The sequence below is a fragment of the Burkholderia sola genome (assembly GCF_905400185.1).
Taxonomy (GTDB): Bacteria; Pseudomonadota; Gammaproteobacteria; order Burkholderiales; family Burkholderiaceae; genus Burkholderia; species Burkholderia sola.
This window is the reverse complement of record NZ_FR989675.1, coordinates 679,677-706,055: the sequence shown is the minus strand read 5'-3', so window position 1 is coordinate 706,055 and position 26,379 is coordinate 679,677. Positions and strand designations below refer to the sequence as shown.

25 protein-coding genes are annotated in these 26,379 nt (G+C 68.8%); 16 read left to right on the top strand and 9 right to left on the bottom strand.

The window, feature by feature from the left end:
- Positions 1 to 8 precede the first annotated feature (8 nt).
- The 4 genes from KR541_RS03255 to KR541_RS03240 form a co-directional block, all read right to left on the bottom strand.
- Entirely contained in the window at positions 9 to 1,286 is a 1,278-nt protein-coding gene (locus tag KR541_RS03255) for an MFS transporter (RefSeq protein WP_050011794.1), read from the bottom strand.
- A gap of 202 nt (positions 1,287 to 1,488) precedes the next feature.
- Positions 1,489 to 2,070, bottom strand: a complete 582-nt coding sequence (locus KR541_RS03250) for a YceI family protein (protein ID WP_006476873.1) — start codon at positions 2,068 to 2,070, stop codon at positions 1,489 to 1,491.
- A 65-nt stretch (positions 2,071 to 2,135) separates the two neighbouring features.
- Positions 2,136 to 2,696 carry a YceI family protein gene (locus KR541_RS03245; protein ID WP_050011795.1) on the bottom strand — a complete coding sequence of 187 codons (561 nt, stop codon included), beginning with the start codon at positions 2,694 to 2,696 and terminating at the stop codon, positions 2,136 to 2,138.
- Positions 2,697 to 2,704: 8 nt separating this feature from the next.
- Positions 2,705 to 3,265 carry a cytochrome b gene (locus KR541_RS03240; RefSeq protein WP_050011796.1) on the bottom strand — a complete coding sequence of 187 codons (561 nt, stop codon included), beginning with the start codon at positions 3,263 to 3,265 and terminating at the stop codon, positions 2,705 to 2,707.
- A 259-nt stretch (positions 3,266 to 3,524) separates the two neighbouring features.
- On the opposite strand from KR541_RS03240, the gene KR541_RS03235 reads away from it, so the two are divergent.
- The 8 genes from KR541_RS03235 to KR541_RS03200 all read left to right on the top strand — a co-directional run bounded on the left by KR541_RS03235 (position 3,525) and on the right by KR541_RS03200 (position 12,653).
- The gene (locus tag KR541_RS03235; RefSeq protein ID WP_050011797.1) at positions 3,525 to 4,190 is read left to right on the top strand and encodes a paraquat-inducible protein A; all 666 of its coding nucleotides are present in this window, start codon (positions 3,525 to 3,527) and stop codon (positions 4,188 to 4,190) included.
- On the top strand, positions 4,187 to 4,822 hold the full coding sequence (locus KR541_RS03230) for a paraquat-inducible protein A (RefSeq protein ID WP_050011798.1): 636 nt from the start codon (positions 4,187 to 4,189) through the stop codon (positions 4,820 to 4,822). Before KR541_RS03235 ends, KR541_RS03230 begins: the two co-directional genes overlap by 4 nt.
- Entirely contained in the window at positions 4,815 to 6,434 is a 1,620-nt protein-coding gene (locus KR541_RS03225) for a PqiB family protein (RefSeq protein ID WP_050011799.1), read from the top strand. The genes KR541_RS03230 and KR541_RS03225 overlap by 8 nt, the downstream gene beginning before the upstream one ends.
- The gene (locus KR541_RS03220; RefSeq protein WP_050011800.1) at positions 6,431 to 7,144 is read left to right on the top strand and encodes a PqiC family protein; all 714 of its coding nucleotides are present in this window, start codon (positions 6,431 to 6,433) and stop codon (positions 7,142 to 7,144) included. The genes KR541_RS03225 and KR541_RS03220 overlap by 4 nt, the downstream gene beginning before the upstream one ends.
- Positions 7,145 to 7,627: 483 nt before the next feature.
- A complete protein-coding gene (locus KR541_RS03215) occupies positions 7,628 to 9,757 on the top strand; it encodes a site-specific recombinase (RefSeq protein WP_089488174.1) in 2,130 nt (709 codons plus the stop codon).
- 163 nt (positions 9,758 to 9,920) lie between these two features.
- Positions 9,921 to 11,222 (top strand): THUMP domain-containing class I SAM-dependent RNA methyltransferase, encoded by a 1,302-nt coding sequence (locus tag KR541_RS03210; protein ID WP_050013791.1) that lies wholly within the window; start codon positions 9,921 to 9,923, stop codon positions 11,220 to 11,222.
- A gap of 266 nt (positions 11,223 to 11,488) precedes the next feature.
- Positions 11,489 to 11,893 (top strand): VOC family protein, encoded by a 405-nt coding sequence (locus tag KR541_RS03205; RefSeq protein WP_006476880.1) that lies wholly within the window; start codon positions 11,489 to 11,491, stop codon positions 11,891 to 11,893.
- A gap of 73 nt (positions 11,894 to 11,966) precedes the next feature.
- Positions 11,967 to 12,653: a helix-turn-helix transcriptional regulator gene (locus KR541_RS03200; RefSeq protein WP_006497518.1), complete on the top strand. Its 687-nt coding sequence runs from the start codon at positions 11,967 to 11,969 to the stop codon at positions 12,651 to 12,653.
- Between the two features lie 74 nt (positions 12,654 to 12,727).
- Here the strand turns inward: KR541_RS03200 and KR541_RS03195 are convergent, their stop codons facing one another.
- On the bottom strand, positions 12,728 to 13,651 hold the full coding sequence (locus tag KR541_RS03195; RefSeq protein ID WP_050013792.1) for a carbon-nitrogen hydrolase family protein: 924 nt from the start codon (positions 13,649 to 13,651) through the stop codon (positions 12,728 to 12,730).
- Between the two features lie 80 nt (positions 13,652 to 13,731).
- Here KR541_RS03195 and KR541_RS03190 point away from each other — a divergent pair, with 80 nt between their 5' ends.
- Positions 13,732 to 14,652, top strand: coding sequence for a LysR family transcriptional regulator (locus KR541_RS03190; RefSeq protein WP_050013793.1), 921 nt, complete (start codon positions 13,732 to 13,734; stop codon positions 14,650 to 14,652).
- Positions 14,653 to 14,739: 87 nt separating this feature from the next.
- Here KR541_RS03190 and KR541_RS03185 read toward each other — a convergent pair whose 3' ends face one another.
- From KR541_RS03185 to KR541_RS03175, 3 genes are read right to left on the bottom strand one after another with little or no spacing between them, the layout of a single operon-like run.
- Positions 14,740 to 16,194, bottom strand: a complete 1,455-nt coding sequence (locus tag KR541_RS03185; protein WP_050013794.1) for an NAD(P)(+) transhydrogenase (Re/Si-specific) subunit beta — start codon at positions 16,192 to 16,194, stop codon at positions 14,740 to 14,742.
- Complete coding sequence (locus KR541_RS03180; RefSeq protein ID WP_006476884.1) at positions 16,191 to 16,517, bottom strand: NAD(P) transhydrogenase subunit alpha part 2; 327 nt, start codon at positions 16,515 to 16,517, stop codon at positions 16,191 to 16,193. Before KR541_RS03180 ends, KR541_RS03185 begins: the two co-directional genes overlap by 4 nt.
- An 11-nt stretch (positions 16,518 to 16,528) precedes the next feature.
- Positions 16,529 to 17,668 (bottom strand): Re/Si-specific NAD(P)(+) transhydrogenase subunit alpha, encoded by a 1,140-nt coding sequence (locus tag KR541_RS03175; RefSeq protein WP_124555638.1) that lies wholly within the window; start codon positions 17,666 to 17,668, stop codon positions 16,529 to 16,531.
- A 306-nt stretch (positions 17,669 to 17,974) separates the two neighbouring features.
- Between KR541_RS03175 and KR541_RS03170 the strand changes: the two genes are divergently transcribed.
- From KR541_RS03170 to KR541_RS03160, 3 genes are all read left to right on the top strand, one after another.
- On the top strand, positions 17,975 to 18,484 hold the full coding sequence (locus KR541_RS03170; protein WP_050013796.1) for an NUDIX hydrolase: 510 nt from the start codon (positions 17,975 to 17,977) through the stop codon (positions 18,482 to 18,484).
- Complete coding sequence (mnmA, locus tag KR541_RS03165) at positions 18,481 to 19,641, top strand: tRNA 2-thiouridine(34) synthase MnmA (RefSeq protein WP_124630590.1); 1,161 nt, start codon at positions 18,481 to 18,483, stop codon at positions 19,639 to 19,641. The genes KR541_RS03170 and mnmA overlap by 4 nt, the downstream gene beginning before the upstream one ends.
- Positions 19,642 to 19,760: 119 nt before the next feature.
- Positions 19,761 to 21,380, top strand: a complete 1,620-nt coding sequence (locus KR541_RS03160) for an FMN-binding glutamate synthase family protein (RefSeq protein WP_050013798.1) — start codon at positions 19,761 to 19,763, stop codon at positions 21,378 to 21,380.
- Positions 21,381 to 21,490: 110 nt separating this feature from the next.
- Here KR541_RS03160 and KR541_RS03155 read toward each other — a convergent pair whose 3' ends face one another.
- Entirely contained in the window at positions 21,491 to 22,102 is a 612-nt protein-coding gene (locus tag KR541_RS03155) for a glutathione S-transferase family protein (protein WP_050013917.1), read from the bottom strand.
- 187 nt (positions 22,103 to 22,289) lie between these two features.
- On the opposite strand from KR541_RS03155, the gene KR541_RS03150 reads away from it, so the two are divergent.
- From KR541_RS03150 to KR541_RS03135, 4 genes are all read left to right on the top strand, one after another.
- Positions 22,290 to 23,675, top strand: coding sequence for an aminopeptidase P N-terminal domain-containing protein (locus KR541_RS03150; RefSeq protein ID WP_089488171.1), 1,386 nt, complete (start codon positions 22,290 to 22,292; stop codon positions 23,673 to 23,675).
- A 37-nt stretch (positions 23,676 to 23,712) separates the two neighbouring features.
- Complete coding sequence (locus KR541_RS03145; RefSeq protein WP_124555635.1) at positions 23,713 to 24,900, top strand: UbiH/UbiF/VisC/COQ6 family ubiquinone biosynthesis hydroxylase; 1,188 nt, start codon at positions 23,713 to 23,715, stop codon at positions 24,898 to 24,900.
- Between the two features lie 137 nt (positions 24,901 to 25,037).
- The gene (dusB, locus tag KR541_RS03140; protein WP_069616741.1) at positions 25,038 to 26,105 is read left to right on the top strand and encodes a tRNA dihydrouridine synthase DusB; all 1,068 of its coding nucleotides are present in this window, start codon (positions 25,038 to 25,040) and stop codon (positions 26,103 to 26,105) included.
- Entirely contained in the window at positions 26,102 to 26,335 is a 234-nt protein-coding gene (locus KR541_RS03135; protein WP_017333386.1) for a Fis family transcriptional regulator, read from the top strand. The genes dusB and KR541_RS03135 overlap by 4 nt, the downstream gene beginning before the upstream one ends.
- Positions 26,336 to 26,379: the final 44 nt, after the last annotated feature.

Sequence of the window (26,379 nt, the reverse complement as noted above, 5' to 3'; positions counted from 1 at the left end):
GCCCCGTTTCACCGAAACCCGAACCGCCGCCGCAGCACGACCAGCGCCGCGAGGCTCAGCACGGCCGCGAACATCAGGTAGAAGCTCGGCGCGGTCTTCATCCCCGTCTCGCGGATCAGCCACGCGATGATGAACGGCCCGAAGCCGCCGAAGATCGTCACCGCGACGTTGTACGCGAGCGACATCCCGGTCGTGCGCGTCTGCACCGGGAACACTTCGGACAACAGCCCCGGCAGCGCCGCGAAGTAGCCGGTCATCAGGAACGCGAGCAGCACCTGCAGCGCGATCAGCGTGCCGAAGCCCGGATGCGCGACGAGATACGCGAACGCCGGGTAGATCAGCATGAGAATGCCGACGGCCGGCGCGATCATCACGCGCACGCGGCCGTAACGATCCGACCAGTGGCCGACGAGCGGCGCGAACGCCATCTGGATCACGCCGACGACGAGAATCGCCGCAAATGCGGCGGACGGCGCGAGGCCGAGCTGCTTCACGCCGTAGGTCGGCATGAACAGCACGAGATAGGTCGCGACGGTGCCGAGCACGACCACGCCCATCGCGGCCACGAGACGCGCCTTGTGCGTCGCGAACGTATCGCGCAGCGGGTTCGCGGTGCCTTCGGCCGCGAGGAATTCGGGCGTCTCGTCGACCTTGGTGCGGATGTAGTACGCGACCGGCCCGAGCAACAGACCGAAGAAGAACGGCACGCGCCAGCCCCACGACGCCATCTGGTCGGCCGTGAGTTGCGCGTTCAGCACGGTGCCAAAGCCCGCGGCGAGCAGCGTCGTGAGCCCCTGGCTCGCGACCTGCCAGCTCGCGAAGAAACCGCGCCGGCCCGGCACATGCTCGGCGAGGAACGCGGTCGCGCTGCCGAACTCGCCGCCCGCCGAGAAGCCCTGCATCAGCCGCGCGGCGACGAGGATCAGCGGCGCCGCGACGCCGATCGTCTGGTAAGTCGGCAGCACCGCGATCACGAGCGTACCGGCCATCATCAGCAGGATCGACAGCGTGAGCGCGGCCTTGCGACCCGCGCGATCGGCGTATGCGCCCAGCACGATCGCGCCGAGCGGCCGCATGAAGAACGACACGCCGAACGTGCCGAGCGTGAGCAGCAGCGACACGGTGTCGCTGCCGGCCGGGAAGAACAGCTTCGAGATCGTCACCGCGAAAAAGCCGTAGACGACGAGATCGAACCACTCGAGCGCGTTGCCGATCGATGCGGCGACCACCGCGCGCCACACGCGCGGCGACGAGGCAATGGAGCTGGACTGCGTGACGGCATGCATCGGCGATCTCCTTGTCGTTGTACGTTCTGTTCGGGGCGGCCGCCGTCGCGCCGTCGGCCTGCCCGGCGCTGCGCGATCCGCTTGGCCACATGCGGCGCTCGGGCGATTATAGGCGCGCAAAAAAAACCGCCGCGCCCCGGTAACGGGAGCGCGGCGGTTGGCCCGCGGCGGCCGGCGCGACGGCCGGCCTCGCCGGCAAATCTTACTGCTGCTTGACCGCTTCGGCCGTGATCAGCAGCTTCGTCTTCATCTTGAAGCCGTACTGCTTGCCGTAGTCGAGGCCGAAATCGTCGCGGCTGAATTCGCCGACCGCGTCGACGCCGCACACTTCACGCTTGAGCATCGGGTGCGGCATGCACTTGAACGAATCGATCTTCAGCGTCAGCGGCTTCGTGACGCCATGCAGCGTCAGGTTGCCGACCACCGACACCGGCTTGTCGCCGTCGAACTTGATCGTGCCCTTGTAGTTCGCCTGCGGGAACTTCGCCGCATCGAAGAATTCGGCCGTCTGCAGGTGCTCGTCGAGCTTCGCGCTGCCCGTGTGGATCGACGCGATGTCGGTCGTCACGTCGACCGTGCCGGTCTTCGCCGCGCGATCGAGCGTCACGGTGCCGCTCGACTTGTCGAACTTGCCGCGCCAGACCGACAGGCCGCCGAAGTGGTCAGCCTCGAAGCTCGGGTACGTGTGGCTCGGGTCGAACTGGTAGGTCGCGCTTTCGGCGAAGGCCGAGAACGACAGCGAAGCGGCCAGCGCGCCGGCGGCGATGATCAGATGCTTTTTCAAACTTTTTCTCCTGGGAACGGCGCCGCGCCCTCGCGCGGCATTCAGTTGACGCGGCAACCCGCCGCTTACTTCGTGGCAACGAGATGGAACTTGATCTGCACTTCGTCCGCGACGATCGACGTGTCCTTCCACTCGCCGGTGCCGACGTTGAAGGCCGAACGCTTGATCGGCAGTACGCCGTCGAACGTCTGCGTCGCGCCGTTCTGCGCGACCGTGACGGGCACCGTGACGGTCTCGGCCTTGCCCTTGATCGTCAGCTTGCCGGTCACGTTGTACTTGTTGCCGCCGGCCGGCGCGATCGCCGACGACACGAAGGTCGCCTGCGGATAGGTCTTCGCGTCGAACCAGTCCTTGCCGGCGACCTGGTCGTTGTACATCTTGTCGCCGAGGTCGAAGCTCGCGACGTCGATCGTCATTTGCGCGCTGCCCTGCGCCGCTTTCGCCGGGTCGAACTTCACCTGCGCGGAAAACTTCTTGAACGCGCCTTCGGTCGGCACGTTCATCTGCTTCGACACGGCGGACACCTTGCTCTTCGCGAGATCGACGTCGGCATGCGCCGCGCCCGACGCGACAAACGCCGCCGCGGCGAACGCGGTCAGCATGGAGCGGGAGAAAGACACTTTCATGGGATCCTTCATTTGGCAAAGGGAAGCATGCGCGACAACAGGCCGTCGCGGTCCAACAGCTGGTGCTTGAGCGCCGCGAGCACGTGCATCGCGACGAGCGCAAGCAGAATGTAATTCAAAGAGACGTGCAGCGTCTTGAAGGTTTCCTTGAGCACCGGATCGGGGTCGATCAGGCGCGGCAGCGGCACGATGCCGAGATAGACGACCGGGATGTTCGACGCCGAGCTATACAGGTAGCCCGTCGCCGGGATCGCGATCATCAGCACGTACAACAGCATGTGCACGCCGTGCGACGCCGCGCGCTGCCACGCCGGCGTGTTGCCCGGCAGCGGCGGCGGCACGTGGGTCGCCCGCCACAGCATGCGCACGACGGCCAGCGCGAACACCGTCACGCCGATCCACTTGTGCCACGAGAAATACTTCAGCTTGGTCGGCGTGAAGCCGGGGATGTCCGTCATCACCCAGCCGAGCGCGAAGCCGCAGACGATCAGCAGCGCGATCAGCCAGTGCAGTGCGATCGCGGTGTGCGCGTAGCGTGCCGGCACGGCCGGCGGCGATTTCGATGCCATCTTGGGTTCCTCAGTTCAGCGAACGGCTGCGCCGGTCAATTCGTCCGACGCACGTCAAGGGCGCCATGCTACCGCAACCTTTTGACGCGCGCGGACTCTGAGGACAGGCGCGCCAGCCGGCTGACGGCTTCCCGCCATGTTACCGACCGGTCACGCAACTCACGATCCTTGACCCACCGAAAAAGCCCTTTTGGTAAGATTGGCGCGGGTTCCGGCCCCGTCGACGCGTTCCCCCGGCCGTCGCGACACCGCCTTTTCCATGCAACGATACGACCTGATTGCCTGCCACGAATGCGACGCACTGTTGCATAAACCGCGCCTCGCCGGCCGCGAGATCGCGCGCTGTCCGCGCTGCGACGCGCTGCTCTATCGCAACAGCACCACGCAGATCGAGCGCATCACCGCGCTGGCGGTCGCGGCGCTCGTCACGTTCATCATCGCGCAGACGTTCCCGATCCTCGAAATGGACCTGAACGGCACGCGCGTACAGACGACGCTGATCGGCGCGATCGACACGCTGTGGCATCAGGACATGGCGATCGTCGGCGTGATGGTGTTCTGCTCAACCGTGCTGTTCCCGCTCGTCGAGATGGCCGCGCTGCTTTACGTGCTGCTGCCGCTCCGCCGCGGCGTCGTGCCGCCCGGCCTCAACCTCGTGCTGCGCACGATCCAGTTCGTGCGGCCGTGGGGGATGATCGAGGTGTTCATGCTCGGCATCGTGGTCACGATCGTGAAGATGGTGAGCCTCGCGCGCGTCGTGCCCGACGCGGCGCTGTTCGCGTTCGGCGCGCTCACGCTGATGACCGCCGTCGTGCTGATGTTCGACCCGCGCACGGTGTGGGACATCGCCGACGACCTGCGCGCCGGCCGCACGCCCGGGCGGCCCGACCCCGCCGCGCCGCTGCCGGACGCGCCCCGCCGATGACGCGCCCCACGCCGACCGCCGCCCGCGAGGGCTATGCCAGCTGCCACGCGTGCGGGCTCGTGCAGACGATCGACCAGCCGCACGCGCATTGCGCGCGCTGCGGCAGCGCGCTGCACGTGCGCACACCGAACAGCATCATGCGCACGTGGGCGCTGCTGCTCGCAGCCGCGATCCTCTACATTCCGGCGAACCTGCTGCCGATCATGCGCACGTCGTCGATCGTCGGGTCGCAGCAGGACACGATCATGAGCGGCGTCATCTATTTCTGGACGTCCGGGGACTGGCCGCTCGCCGTCGTCGTGTTCGTCGCCAGCATCCTCGTGCCGATGCTCAAGCTCGGTGTGCTGACGATCCTCGTCACCAGCGCGCAGCGCCGCGCCGCGTGGCGGCCGCTGCAGCGCACGCGCCTCTACCGGATCGTCGAGCGCATCGGCCGCTGGTCGATGCTCGACATCTTCGTCGTGACGCTGACCGTCGCGCTCGTCCATTTCCGTTCGCTCGCCGTCATCACGGCCGGCCCCGGCGCGCTCGCGTTCGGCTCGGTCGTGATCCTGACGATGCTGGCGTCGATGCAGTTCGATCCCCGCCTGATCTGGGATCCAGTCGAAACCTCAGGGAATCACCATGAATAGTCCACAAGGCCCGCAGCACGACGCGCCCCGGCCGCCCGATCCGACGATCTCGACGAAAAGCGGCTGGCTGCCGTCGCTCGTCTGGCTCGTGCCGCTGATCGCCGCGCTGATCGGCATCGGCCTCGTGATCAAGTCCGTGCGCGAGCGCGGCCCGGAAATCACGATCAGCTTCCATAGCGCCGAAGGGCTCGAGCCGGGCAAGACCCAGGTCAAGTACAAGGACGTCGAGATCGGCACGGTCAAGACGATCAAGCTGTCGAAAGACCTGTCGCGCGTGCTGGTCCAGGTGCAGCTCAAGAAGGAGGCCGAGGATTTCGCGGTCAAGGGCTCGCGCTTCTGGATCGTGCGGCCGCGCGTCGGTGCGACCGGCGTGTCGGGGCTCGGCACGCTGCTGTCCGGCGCGTACATCGGCGTCGACGCGGGTCACGGCCAGGACACGCTGACCGACTTCACCGGCCTCGAGACGCCCCCCGCCGTCACGGGCGACCAGAAAGGCACGCAGTACGTGCTGCGCGGCGATTCGCTCGGCTCGGTCGACATCGGCTCGCCGGTCTACTACCGCCGCGTGCAGGTCGGCCAGGTGGTCGGCTTCTCGCTCGACAAGGACGGCACCGGCGTGACGTTCAACGTGTTCGTCAATGCGCCGTACGACCAGTACGTCGGGCTGAACACGCGCTGGTGGCAGGCGAGCGGCGTCGATCTGCGGCTCGATTCGAGCGGCCTGAAGCTGAACACGCAGTCGCTCGCGACCGTGATCCTCGGCGGCATCGCGTTCCAGACGCCGCCGAACCAGGGCACCGGCACGACCGCGCCGAACAACACGACGTTCCGTCTCGGCTCCGACGAGGGCGACGCGATGCGCGACCCGGACGGCCAGCCGCTGCAGGTCGTGATGAACTTCAACCAGTCGCTGCGCGGGCTCGCCGTCGGCGCGCCGGTCGATTTCCGCGGCATCGTGCTCGGCGAAGTGACGAACATCGGCATCGACTTCGATCCGAAGACGAAGAACTTCCTGATGCCGGTGACGATCAACGTGTATCCGGAACGCCTCGGCCGTCGCTTCCGCGAGACGATCGAGAGCAAGGGCGAACCGGCGCGGCGCGAGATCGTCGAGCGGCTCGTCCAGCACGGGCTGCGCGGCCAGCTGCGCACCGGCAACCTGCTGACGAGCCAGCTGTACGTCGCACTCGACTTCTTCCCGAAGGCGCCGGCCGTGAAGATCGACACGGCCCGCCAGCCGCTCGAGCTGCCGACCGTGCCGAACACGCTCGACGAGTTGCAGCTGCAGGTCGCCGACATCGCGAAGAAGCTCGACAAGGTGCCGTTCGACCAGATCGGCGCGAACCTGAACAGCGCGCTGTCGAACGCCGACAAGCTGTTCAAGCAGCTCGACACGCAGGTCGCGCCGGAAGCGCGCGACACGCTGTCGGCCGCGAAGCAGACCTTCTCGACCGCCGAAGCGACGCTGCAGCAGGATTCGCCGCTGCAGTCCGACGTGCGCGGCGCGCTGAAGGAGCTCACGCGCACGCTGCAATCGCTGAACGCGCTCGCCGATTATCTGGAGCGCCACCCCGAATCGCTGCTCAAGGGCAAGCCAGGAGATAAACAATGACGACACGCGTGAACGGTTTCGCGAGCGGCGCGGCGGCAGTCTTCGCCGCACTCGCGCTCGCCGCGTGCAGCTCGCCGCCCGCGCGGTTCTACACGCTCAGCCCGGCCGACGCCGCGGCGCCGCTGCGCACCGCACCGGCCAACCCGGCGTTCCTGATCGAGGTGCCGTCGGTCGGCGTGCCCGAGCAGGTCGCGAAGAGCCAGCTGGTCGTGCAGAAGAACGCCGCGCAGGTCGACGTGCTCGAGCAGGAACGCTGGGCGTCGCCGCCCGCCGACGAGATCCGCCGCGCGCTGTCGGACGATCTGGCCGCGCAGCTGGGCACGATCGACGTCGCGAATTCCGCGTATCCGGCCGGCGTGCCCGTGTACCGCATCAGCGTGAACGTGCAGCGCTTCGAGTCGTGGCCGGGCAAGCGCGCGGCGATCGACGCCGTCTGGAGCGTGCGCTCGCTGGCCTCGCAGGCCGTGATGACCTGCCGCACGAGCGTCGCGGAACCGGTCGCGGACGGCTACGACGCGCTCGTCGCCGGCCACCGGCGCGCGCTCGACGTGATTGCCGCGCAGGCCGCGGACGCCGTGCGCGCGATGGCCGCCCGCCGCGGCGCGGCGGCCGCGCCCGGCGGCAAGACGGCCGCCGCGCCGGTCGTGCCGTGCCCGGCCAACCCGACGGCCGGCGGCGACGCCGGCGCGACGGGCAAGTCCGGCGCATAAGCGAACGCGACGGCGCGCAGGTGGACGTTCGACACGGCGTTCGCGTGCGCGGTGTCGAATCGCGCGGCGCATCCAGTCGCACACGCGGAAAGCCGAACGCGGGCAGCACGCCGCCGCAGCCGGCCTCGCGCACCGCGCGCATCGGCCGGACGGCCATGACATTCTTTGTCAAAAGCCGCCGGAACCCGCGCCATGCAATGCGGTCGGCTTGCGTTTTCCGGCCCGATTGACGATCCTACGCACTTTCAGGCTCGCGCCGTTCGTCGTGCGCGCCAGTCAGCGGCGCCGGGCCGCGTTCGACCCGACCGCCGTGCCTCCCGGCGCCCGCACGCGAACCGCGTGCACCGCGGCGGGGCAGCCGCATCGCGGGTTGCCGCGCATCGTCCGGCCACCGGCCCCGTCTTACCCGTTCTCACCGGCGCCGCGCCGTTTCCCCGGCCGGCATCCCGAACCCGCCCGTCCCGGGCTTTCGCTATTCCGTTTATGTTTCGTTCCCTGACGACCCTGATCAAGAAGTGGCGCGCGTCGCGCAATGCCGGTCACCAGCTCGATGCGCTGCTCGCCAATGCCGATGCCGACGCGTCGTACGCCGAGCGCAGCGAATGGCTGATCGAGCTCGCGCACTGGCTGCGCCGCAACGGCACCGTGCAGGACGCGCCGGCCGAGCGCGACGCCGACACCCGCGCGTATCCGGCCCATGCGCGGCTGCGCTACCTGTTCCACGTACTCGATCGCAACCCCGCGTGGAAAGCGCACGCGGCGCGCATCCTGCGCGGCATCCTGCGCGAGTGCGACGGCATCTCGCTGCTGTGCGATGCCGGCATGCCCGTGCATTCGGGCTTCTTCGGCGCGCTGTTCGAGCGGATCGACTCGTCGCTGATCCCGCCCGCGCCGAACCGCCGCGAGCTGTCGGCGCTGTTCACGCTGATGTTCCCGACGCCCGAGGACGCGAAATGGATCGACGCGCTGCCCGACGACCTGCTCGCGCGCATCGCCGAGCTGATCTCGTTCGACGTCACCGACGAAGAGCGCCACGAGCCCGGCTCGTTCTCGCGCGACCTGCTGGCCGCGCTGCACAACCTGACCTGCCAGATCAGCTCGACCGGCCTGTCGCAGACGGTGCGCAGCCGGCTGTCCGACGACGACGCGCGCAAGCCGCTGGAACGCCAGCCGCTCGAATCGCAGCCGTTCTACCGCCTCACGCGGGCGATGCTCGCGGTCGAGACCGCGCACGCGGCCGTCGAGGACGGCGGCGACCCGAGCAAGCTGCTGCACGAGGTGAACTACCTGCGCGTGCTGCTCGACGAATGCCGGATCGCCGTCGACGACGTGTTCGCGCACCTGTACCGCAACGGCGTGTCGGTCGACATCGTGTTCCAGGTCGAGCGGATGCGCATGCGCATCCTGCGCGCGGAAATGCTGCTGAACGCGTGGATGGCGCGCGACGACCTGCGCGGGATGGCGCACCTGACCGCCGAACTCGTCGACGCGAACCAGAGCAGCCAGAGCGTCGCGCATCTGGTGCGCAGCAACTTCTCGCTGTTCGCGCGCAAGCTCGTCGAGACCAACGCGGACACCGGCGAGCACTACATTTCGCGCGGCCGCGCCGAGTACCTGAAGATGCTGCGGATGGCCGCGGGCGGCGGCCTCGTCACCGTCGCGACCGTGTGCGTGAAGTTCGCGATCACGGGCGCGCACCTGCAGTCGATGCTCGAAGGGCTGCTCGCGGGCGTCAACTACGCGGCCAGCTTCATGCTGATGCACTTCCTGCACTTCACGCTCGCGACCAAGCAGCCCGCGATGACCGCGCCGACGCTCGCGCGCGAGCTCGACGACACCGGCCACGACGAAGGCGTGAAGGCGTTCGTCGGGTCGGTGATCGCGCTGATCCGCACGCAGGCGGCCGCGATTTCCGGCAACGTGCTCGTCGTGCTGCCGGTGTGCCTGCTCGTGCAGTTGTTCGCAAGCAACGTGCTGCACGCGAACCTGATCTCGCCGGAGAAGGCGCACGCGACGCTGCACTCGTTCTCGCTGCTGGGCCCGACGCCGTTCTATGCGGCGCTCACCGGCGTGCTGCTGTGGGCGTCGAGCCTGCTCGCGGGCTGGGCCGACAACTGGTTCGTGCTGCATCGGGTCGGCGACGCGCTCACGTACAACCGCCGGCTGCGCCTGACACTCGGCGCGGCCGGCGCCGCGAAGCTCGCGCACTTCTGCCGGTCGAACGTCGCGGGCGTGGTCGCGAACGTCGGCCTCGGCCTGATGCTCGGCCTCGTCCCGGCGATCGTCACCGTGTTCATGTTCCCGTTCGAGGTGCGGCACGTGACGCTGTCGGCCGGCTCGATCGGGGTCGCGCTCGGCGTGCTGGGCAAGGGTGCGCTCGGCACGCCCGAGCTGTGGTGGGCCGGCGCGGGCGTGCTGAGCATGGCGATCCTCAACGTGCTCGTGAGCTTCGCGCTCGCGTTCACGATGGCCGTGCGCTCGCGCAGCCTGCGCCCGACCAAGGTGCGCGCGCTCGTCGCCGCGATCGTCCGCACGGTGCTGTCGAATCCGCTCGCGCTGCTCTGGCCGGCGGCCCACCCCGCCGCGCGCGCCGGCCAGCCGGGCGCGCACTGAGCTGCGGCGGCGCGGCGGCGCGTGCCCGGCCGCCCCTCGCCGCCTTCCCGGCCCGCCCGGCACGCGCGAGCGGCGGCCGCGCCGGCGCCGCCGCGCCGAAACGCCGGCCCCGGTCGCCCGCGCCGCGTACAATAGTGGACTTTTGCACGTCCTCACCCGCCTTATGTCCTCGCCCACCCTGTTCGAATTCTTCGCCCCCTGCCCGCGCGGCCTCGAAGCGGCGCTTGCCGCCGAGCTGGCCGAAATCGCCGGCCGCCACCTGAACGGCGCGCCGTTCACCGCGGGCGCGCAGGTGCCGGGCGGCGTCCATTTCAGCGGCGGCTGGGCCGCCGGCATGGCCGCGAACCTCCATTCGCGGATCGCGAGCCGGATCCTGCTGAAGATCGCGCACGGCCCGTACCGCAACGAGCAGGACGTCTACGCGCTCGCGCTCGAGCAGCCGTGGGAACGCTGGTTCGCGTCGACGCAGACGCTGCGCATCGACATCACCGCGATCAAGTCGCCGCTGAAAAGCCTCGAATTCACGACGCTGCGCGTGAAGGATGCGATCTGCGACCGGATGCGCGAGAAAACCGGTTCGCGCCCGAGCATCGACACCGGGGCGCCGGACGTGCGCGTGTTCGCGTTCCTGACCGTCAACGAATGCACGCTGTACCTCGACACGTCGGGCGAGCCGCTGTTCAAGCGCGGCTGGCGTCTCGACAAGGGTGCGGCGCCGCTGCGCGAGAACCTCGCGGCCGGCATCCTGCGCCTGACGGGCTGGACGCCCGGCACCGCGCTGTACGACCCGATGTGCGGCAGCGGCACGTTCCTCGCGGAAGCCGCGCAGATCGCGCTCGGCGTGGCGCCCGGCGTCGAACGCCGGTTCGGCTTCGAAAAGCTCAAGCAGTACGACATCACCGCGTGGCAGGGGCTGAAGGTTCCGGCGCTCGACGCGAAGCGCGCGGCACGGGCCAAGCGCGGCGACGCGCTCGGCGTGTACGGCAGCGACATTTCCGGCGACATGCTCGAGAAGGCGCGCGCGAACCTCGAGCGCGCCGGCGTGCCGTCGGTGTGGCTCAAGCAGGTCGACGCGCGCGGGATGACGCCGCCGTGCGACGGGCCGGGCATCCTCCTCGCGAACCCGCCGTACGGCGAGCGGATCGAAGTGCGCGGCCGCAGTGCGCGCGGCGAGGTGCGCGAAACCGGCCGCAACCGCGGCAACGACGACGCATTCCGGCGCACGCACACCGACGCGCCGGACAGCGAGTTCTTCAACGCGCTCGGCGATGCGCTGAAGCAGCGCTTCACCGGCTGGCAGGCGTTCCTGCTGACGTCCGACCGTTCGCTGCCGGGCCAGTTGCGGCTGCGCGAATCGGCGAAGACGCCGCTGTTCAACGGCGCGCTCGAATGCCGACTGTTCCGCTTCGACCTGATCGCCGGCAGCGTGAAGGCACGCCCGGCCGCGCCGGAAGGCGACGCCTGACACGCGAACCGGCCGCTGCGGCCGCCTGCTGACACCCAGACGACGCCCGGCACCCGCCGGGCGTTTTTCTTTACGCCGCCGTCCTGCACGTCCCTGCCGCCTCCCATCCGCGCGGGCGCTCCCGCACGACCGGACGCCACCGCCGCCTTTTGTCAGCACCGCCATGACTACTGACAGCACGCTGTCAGCAGCCCCCCGCCACACTGCAATCCCGGCGCAATGCAAGGCTGGTTTCCATCAAGAACCCGAACAACAAGGAGCTCGTCATGACGTCTGCAACTGCCACTGCCACCCCGGAACGCGCGATCGCGTGGTTCGACATTCCGTCCCTCGATTTCGATCGCGCGATCCGCTTCTACGAAACCGTGCTGCAAACCACGTTGCAGCGCGCGGTCATCGGCGGCGTGCCGATGGCGACGTTCGATCGCGACGCGTCGAGCACCGGCGGCAGCATCGTGTTCGATCCGCAGCAGATCAAGCCGAGCGCGAACGGCGTGCTCGTCTACCTGAACGCCGGCGAATCGGTCGTCGCGGCGCTCGAACGCGCGAAGCGCGCGGGCGGCGTCGTGCAGGGCTCGGTCGTCGAGCTGCCGAACAACTACGGCTACGTCGGCTATCTGATCGACACGGAAGGCAACCGCGTCGGCCTGCACGCGCCGAAATGCCACTGAGCGCAGCGGTCAGCGGGCCGGCGCGGCGCTATCATCGCGAAGTCCCCGTCGCCCGAGGAATCGAGGTGCTGTCATGACCCGCCGTGCCGACCGCCTGTTCCAGATCGCCGAGCTGTTGCGCGGGCGTCGTCTCACGACCGCGCAGCAACTGGCCGACTGGCTGTCGGTGTCGCCGCGCACGGTCTATCGCGACGTGCGCGACCTGCAACTGTCAGGGGTGCCGATCGAAGGGGAAGCCGGCATTGGCTACCGGCTGAACCGCAACGCGAGCCTGCCGCCGCTCACGTTCACGGCCGAGGAGCTGGCGGCGCTCGCCACCGGCGCGCGCATGCTCGAGACCTGGGGCGGTGCACGCTTCGCGAGCGGCGCGCGCTCGGCGCTCGCGAAGATCGCGTCGGCGATGCCGGCCGACAAGCGCACCGCGCTCGACCGGCTGCCCGTATTCGCGCCGTCGTTCCACATCGACGAGACGTTTTGCGCGAAGGTCGACGCGATCCACCAGGCGATCGACACGCGCCACATCGTCAGCTTCGACTATCGCGACCGGCTCGGCGCGCATTCGCAGCGCCGCGTGTGGCCGCTCGGGCTCGTCTACTGGGGCGGGCGCTGGACGATCGGCGCGTGGTGCGAGCTGCGCGACGATTTCCGCACCTTCGACATCGCGCGGATGGGCGACATCACCGTGCACGAGCAGTTTCCGGACATGGAAGGCCGGCGCATCGCCGACTACATGCGGATCGCGGAAGCACCGATGCGCTGACGCGGCAAGGCGGCGGGCGCACGCCGCCGCCCCTTCGTTTGCCGGGCGCCAGGTGGCGCCCGGCCCCGCTTGCGTTACCCGCCGAACACCACCGGCCGCTTCGGCCGCTCGTCGACGTGCAGCGAAAACACGTCCGCACGCGCGTAGTGGCCGACGACGTCGAAGTCGTAGCGCGCCTTCACGAGCTCGTCGGTGTCGACGTGCGCGGTCACGAGCCCGGCCTCGCCGATCAGCGGCTCGGTCAGCAGGTCTCCAAGCGGCCCGACGATCACGCTGCCGCCGCGGATCAGCGGCCGCTCCGGGTCCCAGCCCGGCACGTCGATGCCGAGCGCGCGCGGCGACGGCTGTACCTGGCACGCGCTCACGACGAAGCAGCGCCCCTCGTGCGCGATGTGCCGCATCGAGCTCTGCCATACGTCGCGCTCGTCGACGGTCGGCGCGCACCAGATCTGCACGCCTTTCGCGTACATCGCGCAGCGCAGCAGCGGCATGTGGTTCTCCCAGCAGATCGCGGCGCCCGCGCGGCCGGCGGCGGTGTCGACGACCGGCAGCGTCGAGCCGTCGCCCTGCCCCCAGATCAGCCGCTCGGTGCCGGTCGGCATCAGCTTGCGGTGCTTCGCGACGAGCCCGTCGCGCGGATCGAAGAACAGCGCCGTGCAGTACAGCGTGCTCCCGCCGCGCTCGATCACGCCGACCACGAGGCTCGCGCCCGTGCGCTGCGACAGCGCGGCCAGCTCGTCGGTTTCCGGTCCCGGCACGTCGATCGCCTGCGCGGCGTAGCGCGCATACGCGTCGCGCCCTTCGGGCAGCCGGTAGCCGAGCCGCGTGCCGAAGATCTCGCCTTTCGGATAGCCGCCGAGCACGGCCTCGGGCAGCACGACCAGCGACGCGCCGCTGTCGCGGATCGCGCTTTCGTAGCCGAGAATCGTGTCGAGCGTGGCGCGCGTGCCGGCGGGCGATGCGCCGATCTGCAGCGCGGCGATGACTGAGGTGGACATATAGGCGTCTCCGATGAGTGGGATGGCGCCATCTTTATCGATAAGATGTCATCGATCAAATCGATAGAACGATATGTGTCATGAATGCAGATGATATCGCCGACCTCGACCTGAACCTGCTGAAGGTGTTCGAGGCGCTGTACGAGGAAGGCGGCGCGAGCCGCGCGGCGCTGCGGCTCGATCTCACGCAGTCGGCGGTCAGCGCGGCGCTTGGCCGGCTGCGCGTGATCTATGCCGATCCGCTGTTCGTGCGCACCGGCCGCGGGCTCGCGCCGACGCCGCGCGCGGATGAACTGAAGCCGATCCTGTCCGATGCGCTCGACCGCTGCCGCGAAAGCCTCGCGATCGCGGCCGACGGCGGCGACCGCGTCGGCCGCACGATCTCGGTCGGTCTGTCCGACGATTTCGAGATCGCGCTCGGGCGCGCGCTGATCGATGCGGTCGCGCGCGAAGCGGCCGGCATCCGGCTGATCTTCCGGCAGACACACAGCGGCATCGCCGGCGACGCGTTGCTGCGGCACGGCGTCGACGTCGCGATCGCGTCGGGCGGATTCTCGGCGAACGGGCTCAGCCGGCGCGCGGTCGCCACCGGCGGCTATGCGTGCCTGATCGATCCGGCCGGCCGCGCGCGGGCGCCGCGCACACTGACGCTCGCCGAGTTCCTGCGACGCGACCACCTGCTCGTGTCGTCGGGCGGCGTGATCGGGATCGTCGACGAGGTGCTGGCCGCGCTCGGTCACAAGCGGCGCGTCGCGGCGTCGACCACGCATTTCGCCGCGCTGCCGTACCTGCTCGCCGGCTCCGACGCGGTCGCGACGATCCCCGCGCATGCGGCGCATGCGATCGCGCAAGCGACGTCGCTGCGTGCGCTCGCGTGCCCGGTCGACCTGCCGCGCTATCCGGTCGAGATCGGCTGGCGCACGAGCACGCAGCGCGACCCGGCGATCGTGCGCGTGCGCGACGCGATCGCCGCCTGCGTCGCACGTCTGGTCGCACCATGAAAAAAACCCGGCTGGCGTGCGCCGGCCGGGCCTGTCCGGGGCGCGGCGCCCGCGCATCGAAGCAGGCGACGCGTGTCGGGGCGAGCGTTACTCGACGGCCTTCACCATGTCCTCGATGACCTTCTTCGCATCGCCGAACACCATCATCGTCTTGTCCATGTAGAACAGGTCGTTGTCGAGGCCCGCGTAGCCGGCCGCCATCGAGCGCTTGTTGACGATCACCGTGCGCGCCTTGTACGCCTCGATGATCGGCATCCCCGCGATCGGCGATTTCGGATCGGTCTTCGCGGCCGGGTTCACGACGTCGTTCGCGCCGAGCACGAGCACCACGTCCACCTGGCCGAATTCGCCGTTGATGTCCTCCATCTCGTGCACGATCTCGTACGGCACCTCCGCTTCCGCGAGCAGCACGTTCATGTGGCCCGGCATCCGCCCGGCGACCGGGTGGATCGCGTACTTCACGTCGATCCCCTTCTCGATCAGCTTGTCGGTCAGCTCCTTCAGCGCGTGCTGCGCGCGGGCGACGGCGAGCCCGTAGCCCGGCACGATCACGACCGTTTCCGCGTTGCCGAGCATGAACGACGCATCGTCGGCCGAACCCGACTTCACCGGCCGCTGCTCCTGCGCGCCCGCCGCGCCGCCGGCCGCCGCTTCGCCGCCGAACCCGCCGAGGATCACGTTGAAGAACGAGCGGTTCATCGCGTGGCACATGATGTACGACAGGATCGCGCCCGACGAGCCGACCAGCGAACCGGCGATGATCAGCATCGCGTTGTTCAGCGAGAAGCCGATGCCGGCCGCGGCCCAGCCCGAGTACGAGTTCAGCATCGACACGACCACCGGCATGTCCGCGCCGCCGATCGGGATGATGATCAGCACGCCGAGCACGAACGCGATCGCCGTCATGATGATGAACGGCAGCCACGCCTGCGTGATGAAGAACAGGATGCCGAAGCCGAGCATCGCGATCGCGAGCATCAGGTTGATCAGGTGCTGGCCCGCGTACACGACCGGCGCGCCCTGGAACAGCCGGAACTTGTACTTGCCCGACAGCTTGCCGAACGCGATCACCGAACCGGAGAACGTGATCGCGCCGACGAACGTGCCGATGAACAGCTCGACGCGGTTGCCGTACGGGATGAAGCTCGACGACACCGCGTCCTGCGGCACGAGCCCGAACGCTTCCGGCTCCGACACCACCGCATACGCGATGCACACGGCCGCGAGACCGATCAGCGAGTGCATCGCCGCGACGAGTTCCGGCATCTTCGTCATCTCGACGCGCGCGGCGACGAATGCGCCGACGCCCCCGCCGACGATCAGCGCGCCGAGCACGAGCGCGAGGCCGAGCGGCAGGTTCGCGCCGAGCCACGCGGCCTGCTTGACGATCAGCGCGATCGTCGTGAGGATCGCGATGGCCATCCCGACCATCCCGAACAGGTTGCCGCGCCGCGCGCTCTTCGGGTTCGACAGCCCCTTCAGCGCCTGGATGAAGCACACCGACGCGACGAGGTACAGCAGCGTAACGACGTTCATGCTCATCGCGCGCCCTCCTTGCCGCCCTCGACACGCTTGGGCTCCTTCTTGCGGAACATCTCGAGCATGCGCCTCGTCACGAGGAAGCCGCCGAACACGTTGACGGCCGCGAGCGCGACCGCGAGCGTGCCGAAGAACTTGCCGGTCGCGCCGACGGTGAGCGCCGCCGCGAGCATCGCGCCGACGATCACGATCGCCGAGATCGCATTGGTCACGGCCATCAGCGGCGTATGCAGCGCCGGCGTGACGTTCCAGACGACGTGGTAGCCGACGTACACCGCCAGCACGAAGATGATCACGTTGATCACCGTGTGATTGATGACTTCCATGGTCTCCTCCGTTATTTGCGGGTGACTTCGCCGTCGCGGCACAGCAGCGTCGCGGCGACGATGTCGTCGGTCAGGTCGATGTTCAGCGTGCCTTCCTTCGTGACGATCAGCTTCATGAAGTCGAGCAGGTTGCGCGCGTACAGCGCCGATGCGTCCGACGCGACCATCGACGCGAGGTTCGTGTAGCCGGCGATCGTCACGCCGTGGTGCACGATCACCTGGTCGGCGACGGTCAGCGGGCAGTTGCCGCCCTTACGGCCGTCGATGTCCGGACCGCGGCCGGCCGCGAGATCGACGAGCACCGAGCCGGGCTTCATCGATTGCGCGGTGTCGACCGAGATCAGCGTCGGCGCCGGGCGGCCGGGAATCAGCGCGGTCGTGATCACGATGTCGGCCTGCTTCGCGCGCTCGTGCACGAGCGCGGCCTGGCGGGCGAGCCACGACGGCGGCATCGGGCGCGCGTAGCCGCCGACACCCTGCGCGGCTTCGCGCTCTTCGTCGGTTTCGAACGGGACGTCGAGGAATTTCGCGCCGAGCGACTCGATCTGCTCCTTCACGGCCGGCCGCACGTCGGACGCCTCGATCACCGCGCCCAGCCGCTTCGCGGTCGCGATCGCCTGCAGGCCCGCGACGCCCGCGCCGAGAATCAGCACGCGCGCCGCTTTCACGGTGCCCGCGGCCGTCATCAGCATCGGCATGAAGCGCGGATACAGCGACGCGGCCACCAGCACGGCCTTGTAGCCGGCGATGTTCGCCTGCGACGACAGCACGTCGAGACTCTGCGCGCGCGTCGTGCGCGGTGCGGCCTCGAGCGCGAAGCCGGTCACGCCGGCCGCGGCGAGCTGCGCCGCCTGCTCGCCGTTGAACGGATCGAGCATCCCGACCAGCACGGCGCCGCGCTTGAGCAACGGCAGCTCGGTGTCGGTCGGCGCCTGGACCTTCAGCACGAGATCGGCGGCAAAAGCGGCCGACTGGTCGGTCAATTCGGCGCCGGCGGCCACATAGGCTTCGTCGGGATAGCTGGCGGCGCTGCCGGCCCCTTTCGCGATACTGACCCGATGGCCGGCCGCCGCGTATTTCTTCACGGTTTCCGGCGTCGCGGCCACGCGCGCCTCGTTGGCCCGCGTTTCAGCAGGCACTCCAATATGCATCGTCAGTTCCTCCAGTCATTGTCAGTATTTCTTTTCTTGCGATCTTTACTGCACAACGAGCCGGACAGGCTGACTTACCGGCTCACGAGCAACGGCGTTCACGCTGCACTTTAACCGAAAGCGATGGCCCCGCCAGCACTTTGCGCACGACCGTGCTCGAATGCGACATGAGTCTGGTCGCTGCCGTCATGCATCGCCGGGACGGACGATCTGCGAGGGTCGGATCGACTAACGCGCGACCGGCCGCGGGCGGCCCGGCCGGAAACGGCCGGCAGCGTTCGGGCGCAACCGGTAAAATGCCGAACCATGAAACCCGAAATCTGGACCCCGCATGTGACGGTCGCCGCGCTGGTCGAGCGCGCCGGCCGCTTTCTCGTGATCGAGGAAGAAACCTCGACGGGCCTGCGCATCAACCAGCCGGCCGGTCACCTCGAAGCCGGCGAGACGCTGGCCGACGCCGTGATCCGCGAAACGCTCGAGGAAACCGCGCACCCGTTCACGCCCGACGCGCTCGTCGGCGTCTATCTCGCGCACTACGATCGCCCCGGCAGCGCCGGCGCGACCTACCTGCGCTTCACGTTCTGCGGCACGGCCGGCGAACCGGTCGCGGGCCATGCGCTCGACGACGGCATCGTCCGCACGCTGTGGATGACGTCCGATGAACTGCGCGCCTGCAGCGAGCGCCATCGTTCGCCCGCGGTGATGCGCTGCGTCGACGACTACCTCGCCGGGCGGCGCATTCCGCTCGATTTCGTGCACACGCATTCGGTCGCGCCGCGCCCCGAGGCATTCGAACGTCAGGCGGTCAGCAAATGAGCAAGCGTCGTGTAGTGGTGGGCATGTCGGGCGGCGTCGACTCGTCGGTGACCGCGTGGCTGCTGAAGGAACAGGGCTACGACGTGGTCGGCCTGTTCATGAAGAACTGGGAAGACGACGACGACGGCGAATACTGCTCGACGCGCCAGGACTGGATCGACGTCGTGTCGGTGGCCGACCTGATCGGCATCGACGTGGAAGCCGTCAACTTCGCCGCGGAATACAAGGACCGCGTGTTCGCGGAGTTCCTGCGCGAATACTCGGCCGGCCGCACGCCGAACCCCGACGTGCTGTGTAACGCCGAGATCAAGTTCAAGGCGTTCCTCGACCACGCGATGTCGCTCGATGCGGAAATGATCGCGACCGGTCACTACGCGCGCGTGCGCGAGCGCGACGGGCGTTTCGAACTGCTGAAGGCATTCGATCATACGAAGGACCAGTCGTACTTCCTGCACCGGCTGAACCAGGCGCAACTGTCGAAGACGATGTTCCCGCTCGGCGAGATCCCGAAGACGAAGGTGCGCGAGATCGCCGCGCAGATCGGGCTGCCAAACGCGAAGAAGAAGGATTCGACCGGCATCTGCTTCATCGGCGAGCGGCCGTTCCGCGATTTCCTGAACCGCTATCTGCCGACGAAACCCGGCCCGATGAAGACGCCCGACGGCAAGGTGGTCGGCGAGCACATCGGCCTCGCGTTCTACACGTTCGGCCAGCGCAAGGGCATCGGCCTCGGCGGCAGCAAGAGCGGCAACGGCGAGCCGTGGTTCGTCGCCGCGAAGGACATCGCGTCGAACGCGCTGTACGTCGTGCAGGGCCACGACCATCCGTGGCTGCTGTCGCGCGAACTGGTCGCAGGCAACGTGAGCTGGGTCGCCGGCGAGCCGCCGGCCGACGGCTTTTCGTGCGGCGCGAAGACGCGCTACCGGCAGGCCGATGCGGCGTGCGCATTCGGCACTGCGGCCGCCGGCCCGGCAGGCGAAGCGCGCTTCTCGCTCGCGTTCGACGACGCGCAGTGGGCGGTCACGCCCGGCCAGTCGGCCGTGCTGTATGACGGCGAGATCTGCCTCGGCGGCGGCATCATCGAATCCGCGGGCACCGGCCAGCCCGGTCAGGCTGCGGCGGGCGGCCAGGCCCCGGCGCTCGCCGATGCACGCTGACACCCATTCGGTTTAGACTTGCGGCACGCCGCGCCCGGCGGAACACGATTCCGCCGCGGCCGGCGCGCCGCCTTCGCAGCGTACGCATGGCGGCATTCCAGAATTCTTACGGAGTCCCCATGCTTTCAAGACGCTACCTCGCGATGTGGTGTGCCGTGCTGCTGCTCGTCGCGGCGGCCGTCCTCGCGTCGGTCCACGCACTCTCCTGGCTGTGGATCGCCATCCCCATCGCCCTCGTCGCGCTCGGCCTGTACGACCTGAACCAGGACCGCCACGCGATCCTGCGGAACTACCCGCTCTGGGGCCACTTCCGCTTCCTGTTCGAGTTCATCCGACCTGAAATCCGCCAGTACTTCGTCGAGGACGACACCGACGAAAAACCGTTCTCGCGCGCGCAGCGCAGCCTCGTCTACCAGCGCGCGAAGAACGTCGCCGACAACCGTCCGTACGGCACCGAGCTGAACGTGAAGGCCGTCGCGCACGAATGGATCAGCCATTCGCTCGCGCCGACGAAGCTGCCGAACCACGATTTCCGCATCCGCGTCGGCGCGAATCGCGCGCAACCGTACGACATTTCGATCTTCAACATCTCGGCGATGAGCTTCGGCTCGCTGTCCGCGAACGCGATCCGCTCGCTGAACCTCGGCGCGAAGAAAGGCGGCTTCGCGCACGACACCGGCGAAGGCTCGCTGTCGAAGTACCACCGCGAGCACGGCGGCGACATCATCTGGGAAATCGCGTCCGGCTACTTCGGCTGCCGCAACGACGACGGCACGTTCAACCCCGACAAGTTCGCGAAGCAGGCCGCCGATCCGCAGGTCAGGATGATCGAGGTGAAGCTGTCGCAGGGCGCGAAGCCGGGCCACGGCGGCGTGCTGCCGGCCGCGAAGATCACGCCGGAAATCGCCGAGACGCGCGGCGTGCCGATGGGCAAGGACTGCATCTCGCCCGCGACGCACTCGGAATTCTCGACGCCGCGCGGGCTGCTCGAATTCGTCGAGCGGCTGCGCACGCTGTCCGGCGGCAAGCCGACCGGCTTCAAGCTGTGCATCGGCCATCCGTGGGAATTCTTCGGGATCGCGAAAGCGATGCTCGAGACCGGCATCGTGCCCGACTTCATCGTCGTCGACGGCGCGGAAGGCGGCACGGGCGCGGCGCCGCTCGAATTCACCGACCACGTCGGCGTGCCGCTGCAGGAAGGGCTGCTGCTCGTGCACAACACGCTCGTCGGAATCGGCGTGCGCGACCGCGTGAAGCTCGGCGCGAGCGGCAAGATCATCACCGCGTTCGACATCGCGCGCACGCTCGCGATCGGCGCGGACTGGGTGAACTCGGCCCGCGGCTTCATGTTCGCGGTCGGCTGCATCCAGGCGCAGCACTGCCACACCGACCGCTGCCCGACCGGCGTCGCGACGCAGGACCCGGTGCGCCAGCGCGCGCTCGTCGTGCCCGACAAGGCCGAGCGCGTGTACAACTTCCACCGCAATACGCTGCATGCGCTGCAGGAACTCGTGCAGGCGGCCGGCCTCGCGCATCCGTCCGAACTGCGCGCGCACCACATCGTGCAGCGGGTCGCGCCGCACGAGGTGCGGCTGATGTCGCAACTGCTGAAGTACCTGAAACCCGGTGCGCTGCTCGACGGCCACACCTGCGGCTTCTCGCTGTACGACAAGTGGTGGCCGATCGCGCGCAGCGATTCGTTCACGCTCGGCGAAGCCGTGTACGCGTCGATCGAGTGACGCAAGCGGCCAGCCCGCTCCGGCGGCGGGCGGCCTGCGCCGCAAAAAGAAAAGCGCCCCGCGGGGCGCTTTTCTTTCGTCTGCCGAATGCGTGAAGACCGGGCCGCGGCTCAGCTCTGCGGCAGCGTATCGGCGAACGACTGTCGCTGCTGCAGCTTCACGAAGTGCTTGTCGAGGTTCGGGTGGCGATCGCGCCAGTTGAGCTCGGGCATCCGGAAGTCGAGATAGCCGAGCGCGCAGCCGAGCGCGATGTCGGCGAGCGTGTAATGATTGCCGACGCACCACGTCTTGCCGCCGAGACCCTGCGACATCGCGACGAGCGCGTCGTCGATCTTGCGTTGCTGGCGCGCGATCCAGCTCGCGCTGCGCTGCGCTTCGTCGCGCATCGTGTGTTCGAGACGGATCGCGACGGCTGCGTCGAGCACGCCGTCGCCCAGCGCTTCCCAGCAGCGCACTTCGACGCGCTCGCGGCCCGACGGCGGAATCAGCTTGCCGACCGGCGACAGCGTATCGACGTATTCGCAGATCACACGGGAATCGAACACCGCGGCGCCATCCTCCATCACCAGGCACGGGACCTTGCCGAGCGGGTTCGATGCATGGATGTTCGTGTCCGGCGCCCACACGTTCTCGAGCTCCAGCTTGTAGTCGATCTTCTTTTCAGCAAGCACGATCCGCGCCTTTCGGACGTACGGGCTGCTGAGCGAACCGATTAATTTCATCATCTGCCTTTTTAAGGGAACCGCCGAGAGTATACGTTGTCGTCGATCATAACCGGCTCGCGCGGCCGGGCAGAAAATCGCCGGTCCGGCCTGTGGAAGGTTTGCAACAGCCGCCGCCGAGCCCCGCCGGGCGGGCCTTGCAGCCGCGGCCCTGACGCGCGGCGCCCGGCGGCGCTACAATCCAACGATGAATGCGCCCCTCGATACCGCCATCGCCGTCGACGTCTACCGCCAGCGCCGTGAACGCGTGCTTGCCGCACTGCGTGCCGCGGGCGGCGGCGTCGCCATCGTCCCCACCGCGCCGGAAATGCTGCGCAACCGCGATACGGCCTACCCGTACCGGTTCGACAGCTACTTCCATTACCTGACGGGCTTCACCGAGCCGGATGCCGTGCTCGTGCTGAACGCGGCCGCGCCGCACGGTGCGCCGGAATCGATCCTGTTCTGCCGCGCCAAGAACGTCGACCGCGAGACCTGGGAAGGCTTTCACTACGGTCCCGACGCCGCGCGCGACGCGTTCGGCTTCGATGCGGCGTTCGCGACCGACGTGATCGACACCGAAATGCCGCGCCTGCTCGCCGACGCGGGCACCGTGCACTACCGGTTCGGCGCGTCGGCCGAGTTCGAGCGCCAGCTCGCCGGCTGGATCGACGCGGTGCGTGCGCAGGCGCGCACGGGCGTCGCCGCGCCGGACGCGCTGCTCGACCTCACGCCGCTGCTCGACGACATGCGGCTCGTGAAGGACGAACACGAACTCGCGATCATGACGCGCGCCGCGCACATCTCCGCGCTCGCGCACCGCCGCGCGATGCAGGTGTGCCGCCCGGGCATCCGCGAATACGAGCTCGAAGCCGAGCTGCTGTACCTGTTCCGCAAGCACGGCGCGCAGGCGCCCGCGTACGGGTCGATCGTCGCGGCCGGCGCGAATGCGTGCGTGCTGCACTACCCGGCCGGCAACACGGCATCGCGGGACGGCGACCTGATCCTGATCGACGCCGCGTGCGAACTCGACGGCTATGCATCGGACATCACGCGCACGTTCCCGGCCAACGGCCGCTTCTCGCCCGCGCAGCGCACGCTGTACGACATCGTGCTCGCCGCGCAGCAGGCGGCGATCGACGCGACGCGCGCGGGCGTGCCGTTCGAGGCGCCGCACGACGCGGCCGTACGCGTGCTTGCGCAAGGGCTGCTCGACACCGGCATCATCCCGAAAACGCGCTTCTCGAGCGTCGACGACGTGATCGCCGAGCGCGCCTACACGCGCTTCTACATGCATCGCACCGGCCACTGGCTCGGCATGGACGTGCACGACTGCGGCGACTACCGCGAGCGGCTCGCCGAACGCGACGCGAACGGCGCGCTGCCGTGGCGCACGCTGAGGCCGGGCATGACGCTGACCGTCGAGCCCGGCCTGTACGTGCGCGCGGCCGACGACGTGCCGCCCGAGTACTGGAACATCGGCATCCGCATCGAGGACGACGCGATCGTGCGCGAGCACGGCTGCGAACTGATCACGCGCGGCGTGCCGGTCGCGGCGGACGAGATCGAGGCGCTGATGCGCGCGGGCGCATGACCGGCCGCCGACCGTTCCCTCCGTTTCACGAATCAAGATGACGACCGCTTCCTCGCCGGCCACGCCGGATTACGACCTCGCCATCGTCGGCGCGGGCCCCGTCGGGCTCGCGCTCGCCGGCTGGCTCGCGCGCCGCAGCGCGACGCAGCATGCATCGATCGCGCTGATCGATGCGCGCAAACCGGCCGCGAGCGCAAACGACCCGCGCGCGATCGCCGTGTCGCACGGCAGCCGCGTGCTGCTCGACACGCTCGCGTGGCCGGCCGACGCCACGCCGATCGAACATATCCACGTATCGCAGCGCGGCCATTTCGGCCGCACGCTGATCGACCGCGACGAACACGCGCTCGCCGCGCTCGGCTACGTCGTGCGCTACGGCTCGATCGTGCAGGCGCTCGCGGGCGCCGTGCGCGGCACGCGCGTCGACTGGCTCACGTCGACCACCGCACGCGCGCCGCAGCAGGACGCCGACGGCGTCACGCTGACGCTCGACGGCCCGCAAGGCCAGCGCTCGCTGCGCGCGCGCCTCGTCATCAATGCCGAAGGCGGGCTGTTCCACGAACAGCAGGCCGACGCAGGCAAGCATCGCCGCGACTACGGACAGACCGCGCTCGTCGGCACGGTCACGGTCTCGGCGCCGCGCCCGAACGTCGCGTGGGAACGCTTCACGCACGAAGGCCCGCTCGCGCTGCTGCCGCTCGGCGGGCCGCGCCAGGCCGAGTATTCGCTCGTGTGGTGCTGCACGCCCGACGAAGCCGCGCGACGTGCCGCGCTGCCCGACGACGCGTTCCTGCACGAGCTCGGCAGCGTGTTCGGCGAACGCATGGGCGAATTCGTCGCGATCGCCGGGCGCGCGTCGTTCCCGCTCGGCCTGAACGCCGCGCAGACGCTCGTCAGCGGCCGCGTCGCGGTCGTCGGCAATGCCGCGCAGACGCTGCACCCGGTGGCGGGCCAGGGGCTCAACCTCGGGCTGCGCGATGCGCACACGCTCGTCGACACGCTGTCCGCGCAAGGCTTCGAAGCGACCGCGCTCGCGGCCTTCAACGCGCGCCGCGCGCTCGACCGGCGCTTCACGATCGGCGCGACCGACACGCTGGCGCGGCTGTTTACGATCGACTCGGGCCCGCTTCCGCTGCTGCGCGGCGCGGCGCTCACCGCGCTCGAATTCGTGCCGCCGCTCAAGAAGGCGATCGCGCGCCAGATGATGTTCGGCCAGCGCAACTGACGCGCGGCGCGCCGCGCAGCCTCTCCGGGCAATCCAGGCAAACCGGGTCAAATCGGCGGGGCATGGGAATACGGTAAAATGCCCGTTTTCCGTCTTCCCTTCCCCTGCCCGCGCGTGTCGCGGGCGGCGCCATTGCGATGCCCGTTATCGGCCCTCACGTATTGCGTAACAACCTGTTCGTCGCCCCGATGGCCGGGGTGACGGATCGTCCGTTCCGCCAGCTGTGCAAACGGCTGGGGGCCGGTTACGCCGTGTCCGAGATGGTCGCGTCCAACGCGCAGCTGTGGAAAAGCGCGAAGACGATGCGGCGCGCGAACCACGAAGGCGAAGTCGAGCCGATCGCGGTGCAGATCGCCGGCGCCGATCCGGCGATGATGGCCGAAGCGGCCCGCTACAACGTCGACAACGGCGCACAGATCATCGACATCAACATGGGCTGCCCGGCGAAGAAGGTCTGCAACGTCGCGGCCGGCTCCGCGCTGCTGCAGAACGAGCCGCTCGTGCAGCGGATCGTCGAGGCCGTCGTCGCGGCGGTCGGCACCGGGCCCGACGCGGTGCCCGTGACGCTGAAGATCCGCACCGGCTGGGACCGCGAGCACAAGAACGCGATCACGGTCGCGCGCCTGGCCGAGGCGGCCGGCATCTCGATGCTCACCGTGCACGGCCGCACGCGCGCCGACCTGTACCGCGGCGACGCCGAATACGACACCATCGCGGCCGTGAAGGCGGCCGTACGCATTCCGGTCGTCGCGAACGGCGACATCACGTCGCCCGCCAAGGCGAAGGCCGTGCTCGATGCAACCGGCGCCGACGCGCTGATGATCGGTCGCGCCGCGCAAGGCCGGCCGTGGCTGTTCCGCGAAATCGATCATTTCCTGCAAACCGGCGAGCTGCTGCCCCCGCCGCGGATCGACGAGATCCAGCATGTGATGAACGAACACCTGGAAGACCACTACGCTTTCTATGGCGAATTCACCGGGGTCCGTACTGCGCGCAAGCACATCGGCTGGTACACTCGCGGCCTTTCCGGTGCCAACGGGTTCCGGCACCGAATGAACACGCTCGATTCCACCCGCGAGCAGCTCGCCGCCGTCAATGCATTCTTCGAGGCGCAAAAGGCGCTGTCGGACCACCTCGTCTACGTCGATGACGATGCGGAAAACAGCCAGGGCGAGTCGGACGACCATAACCAGTTAGCAGCATGAGCAAGCACAACATCGAACAATGTGTCCGCGAGAGCCTGGACGTGTATTTCCGGGATCTAGACGGCTCCAATCCGCACGACGTCTATGAAATGGTGATGTCCTGCGTCGAAAAGCCGATGCTCGAGGTCGTGCTCGACCAGGCCGGCGGCAACCAGTCGCTCGCCGCCGAGTACCTCGGCATCAATCGCAATACGCTGCGCAAGAAGCTGCAGCAGCACGGCCTGCTGTAGGCGGCCGTCCCGTCCCCGTTTCCCTGGCTATTGGTGGTTCCATC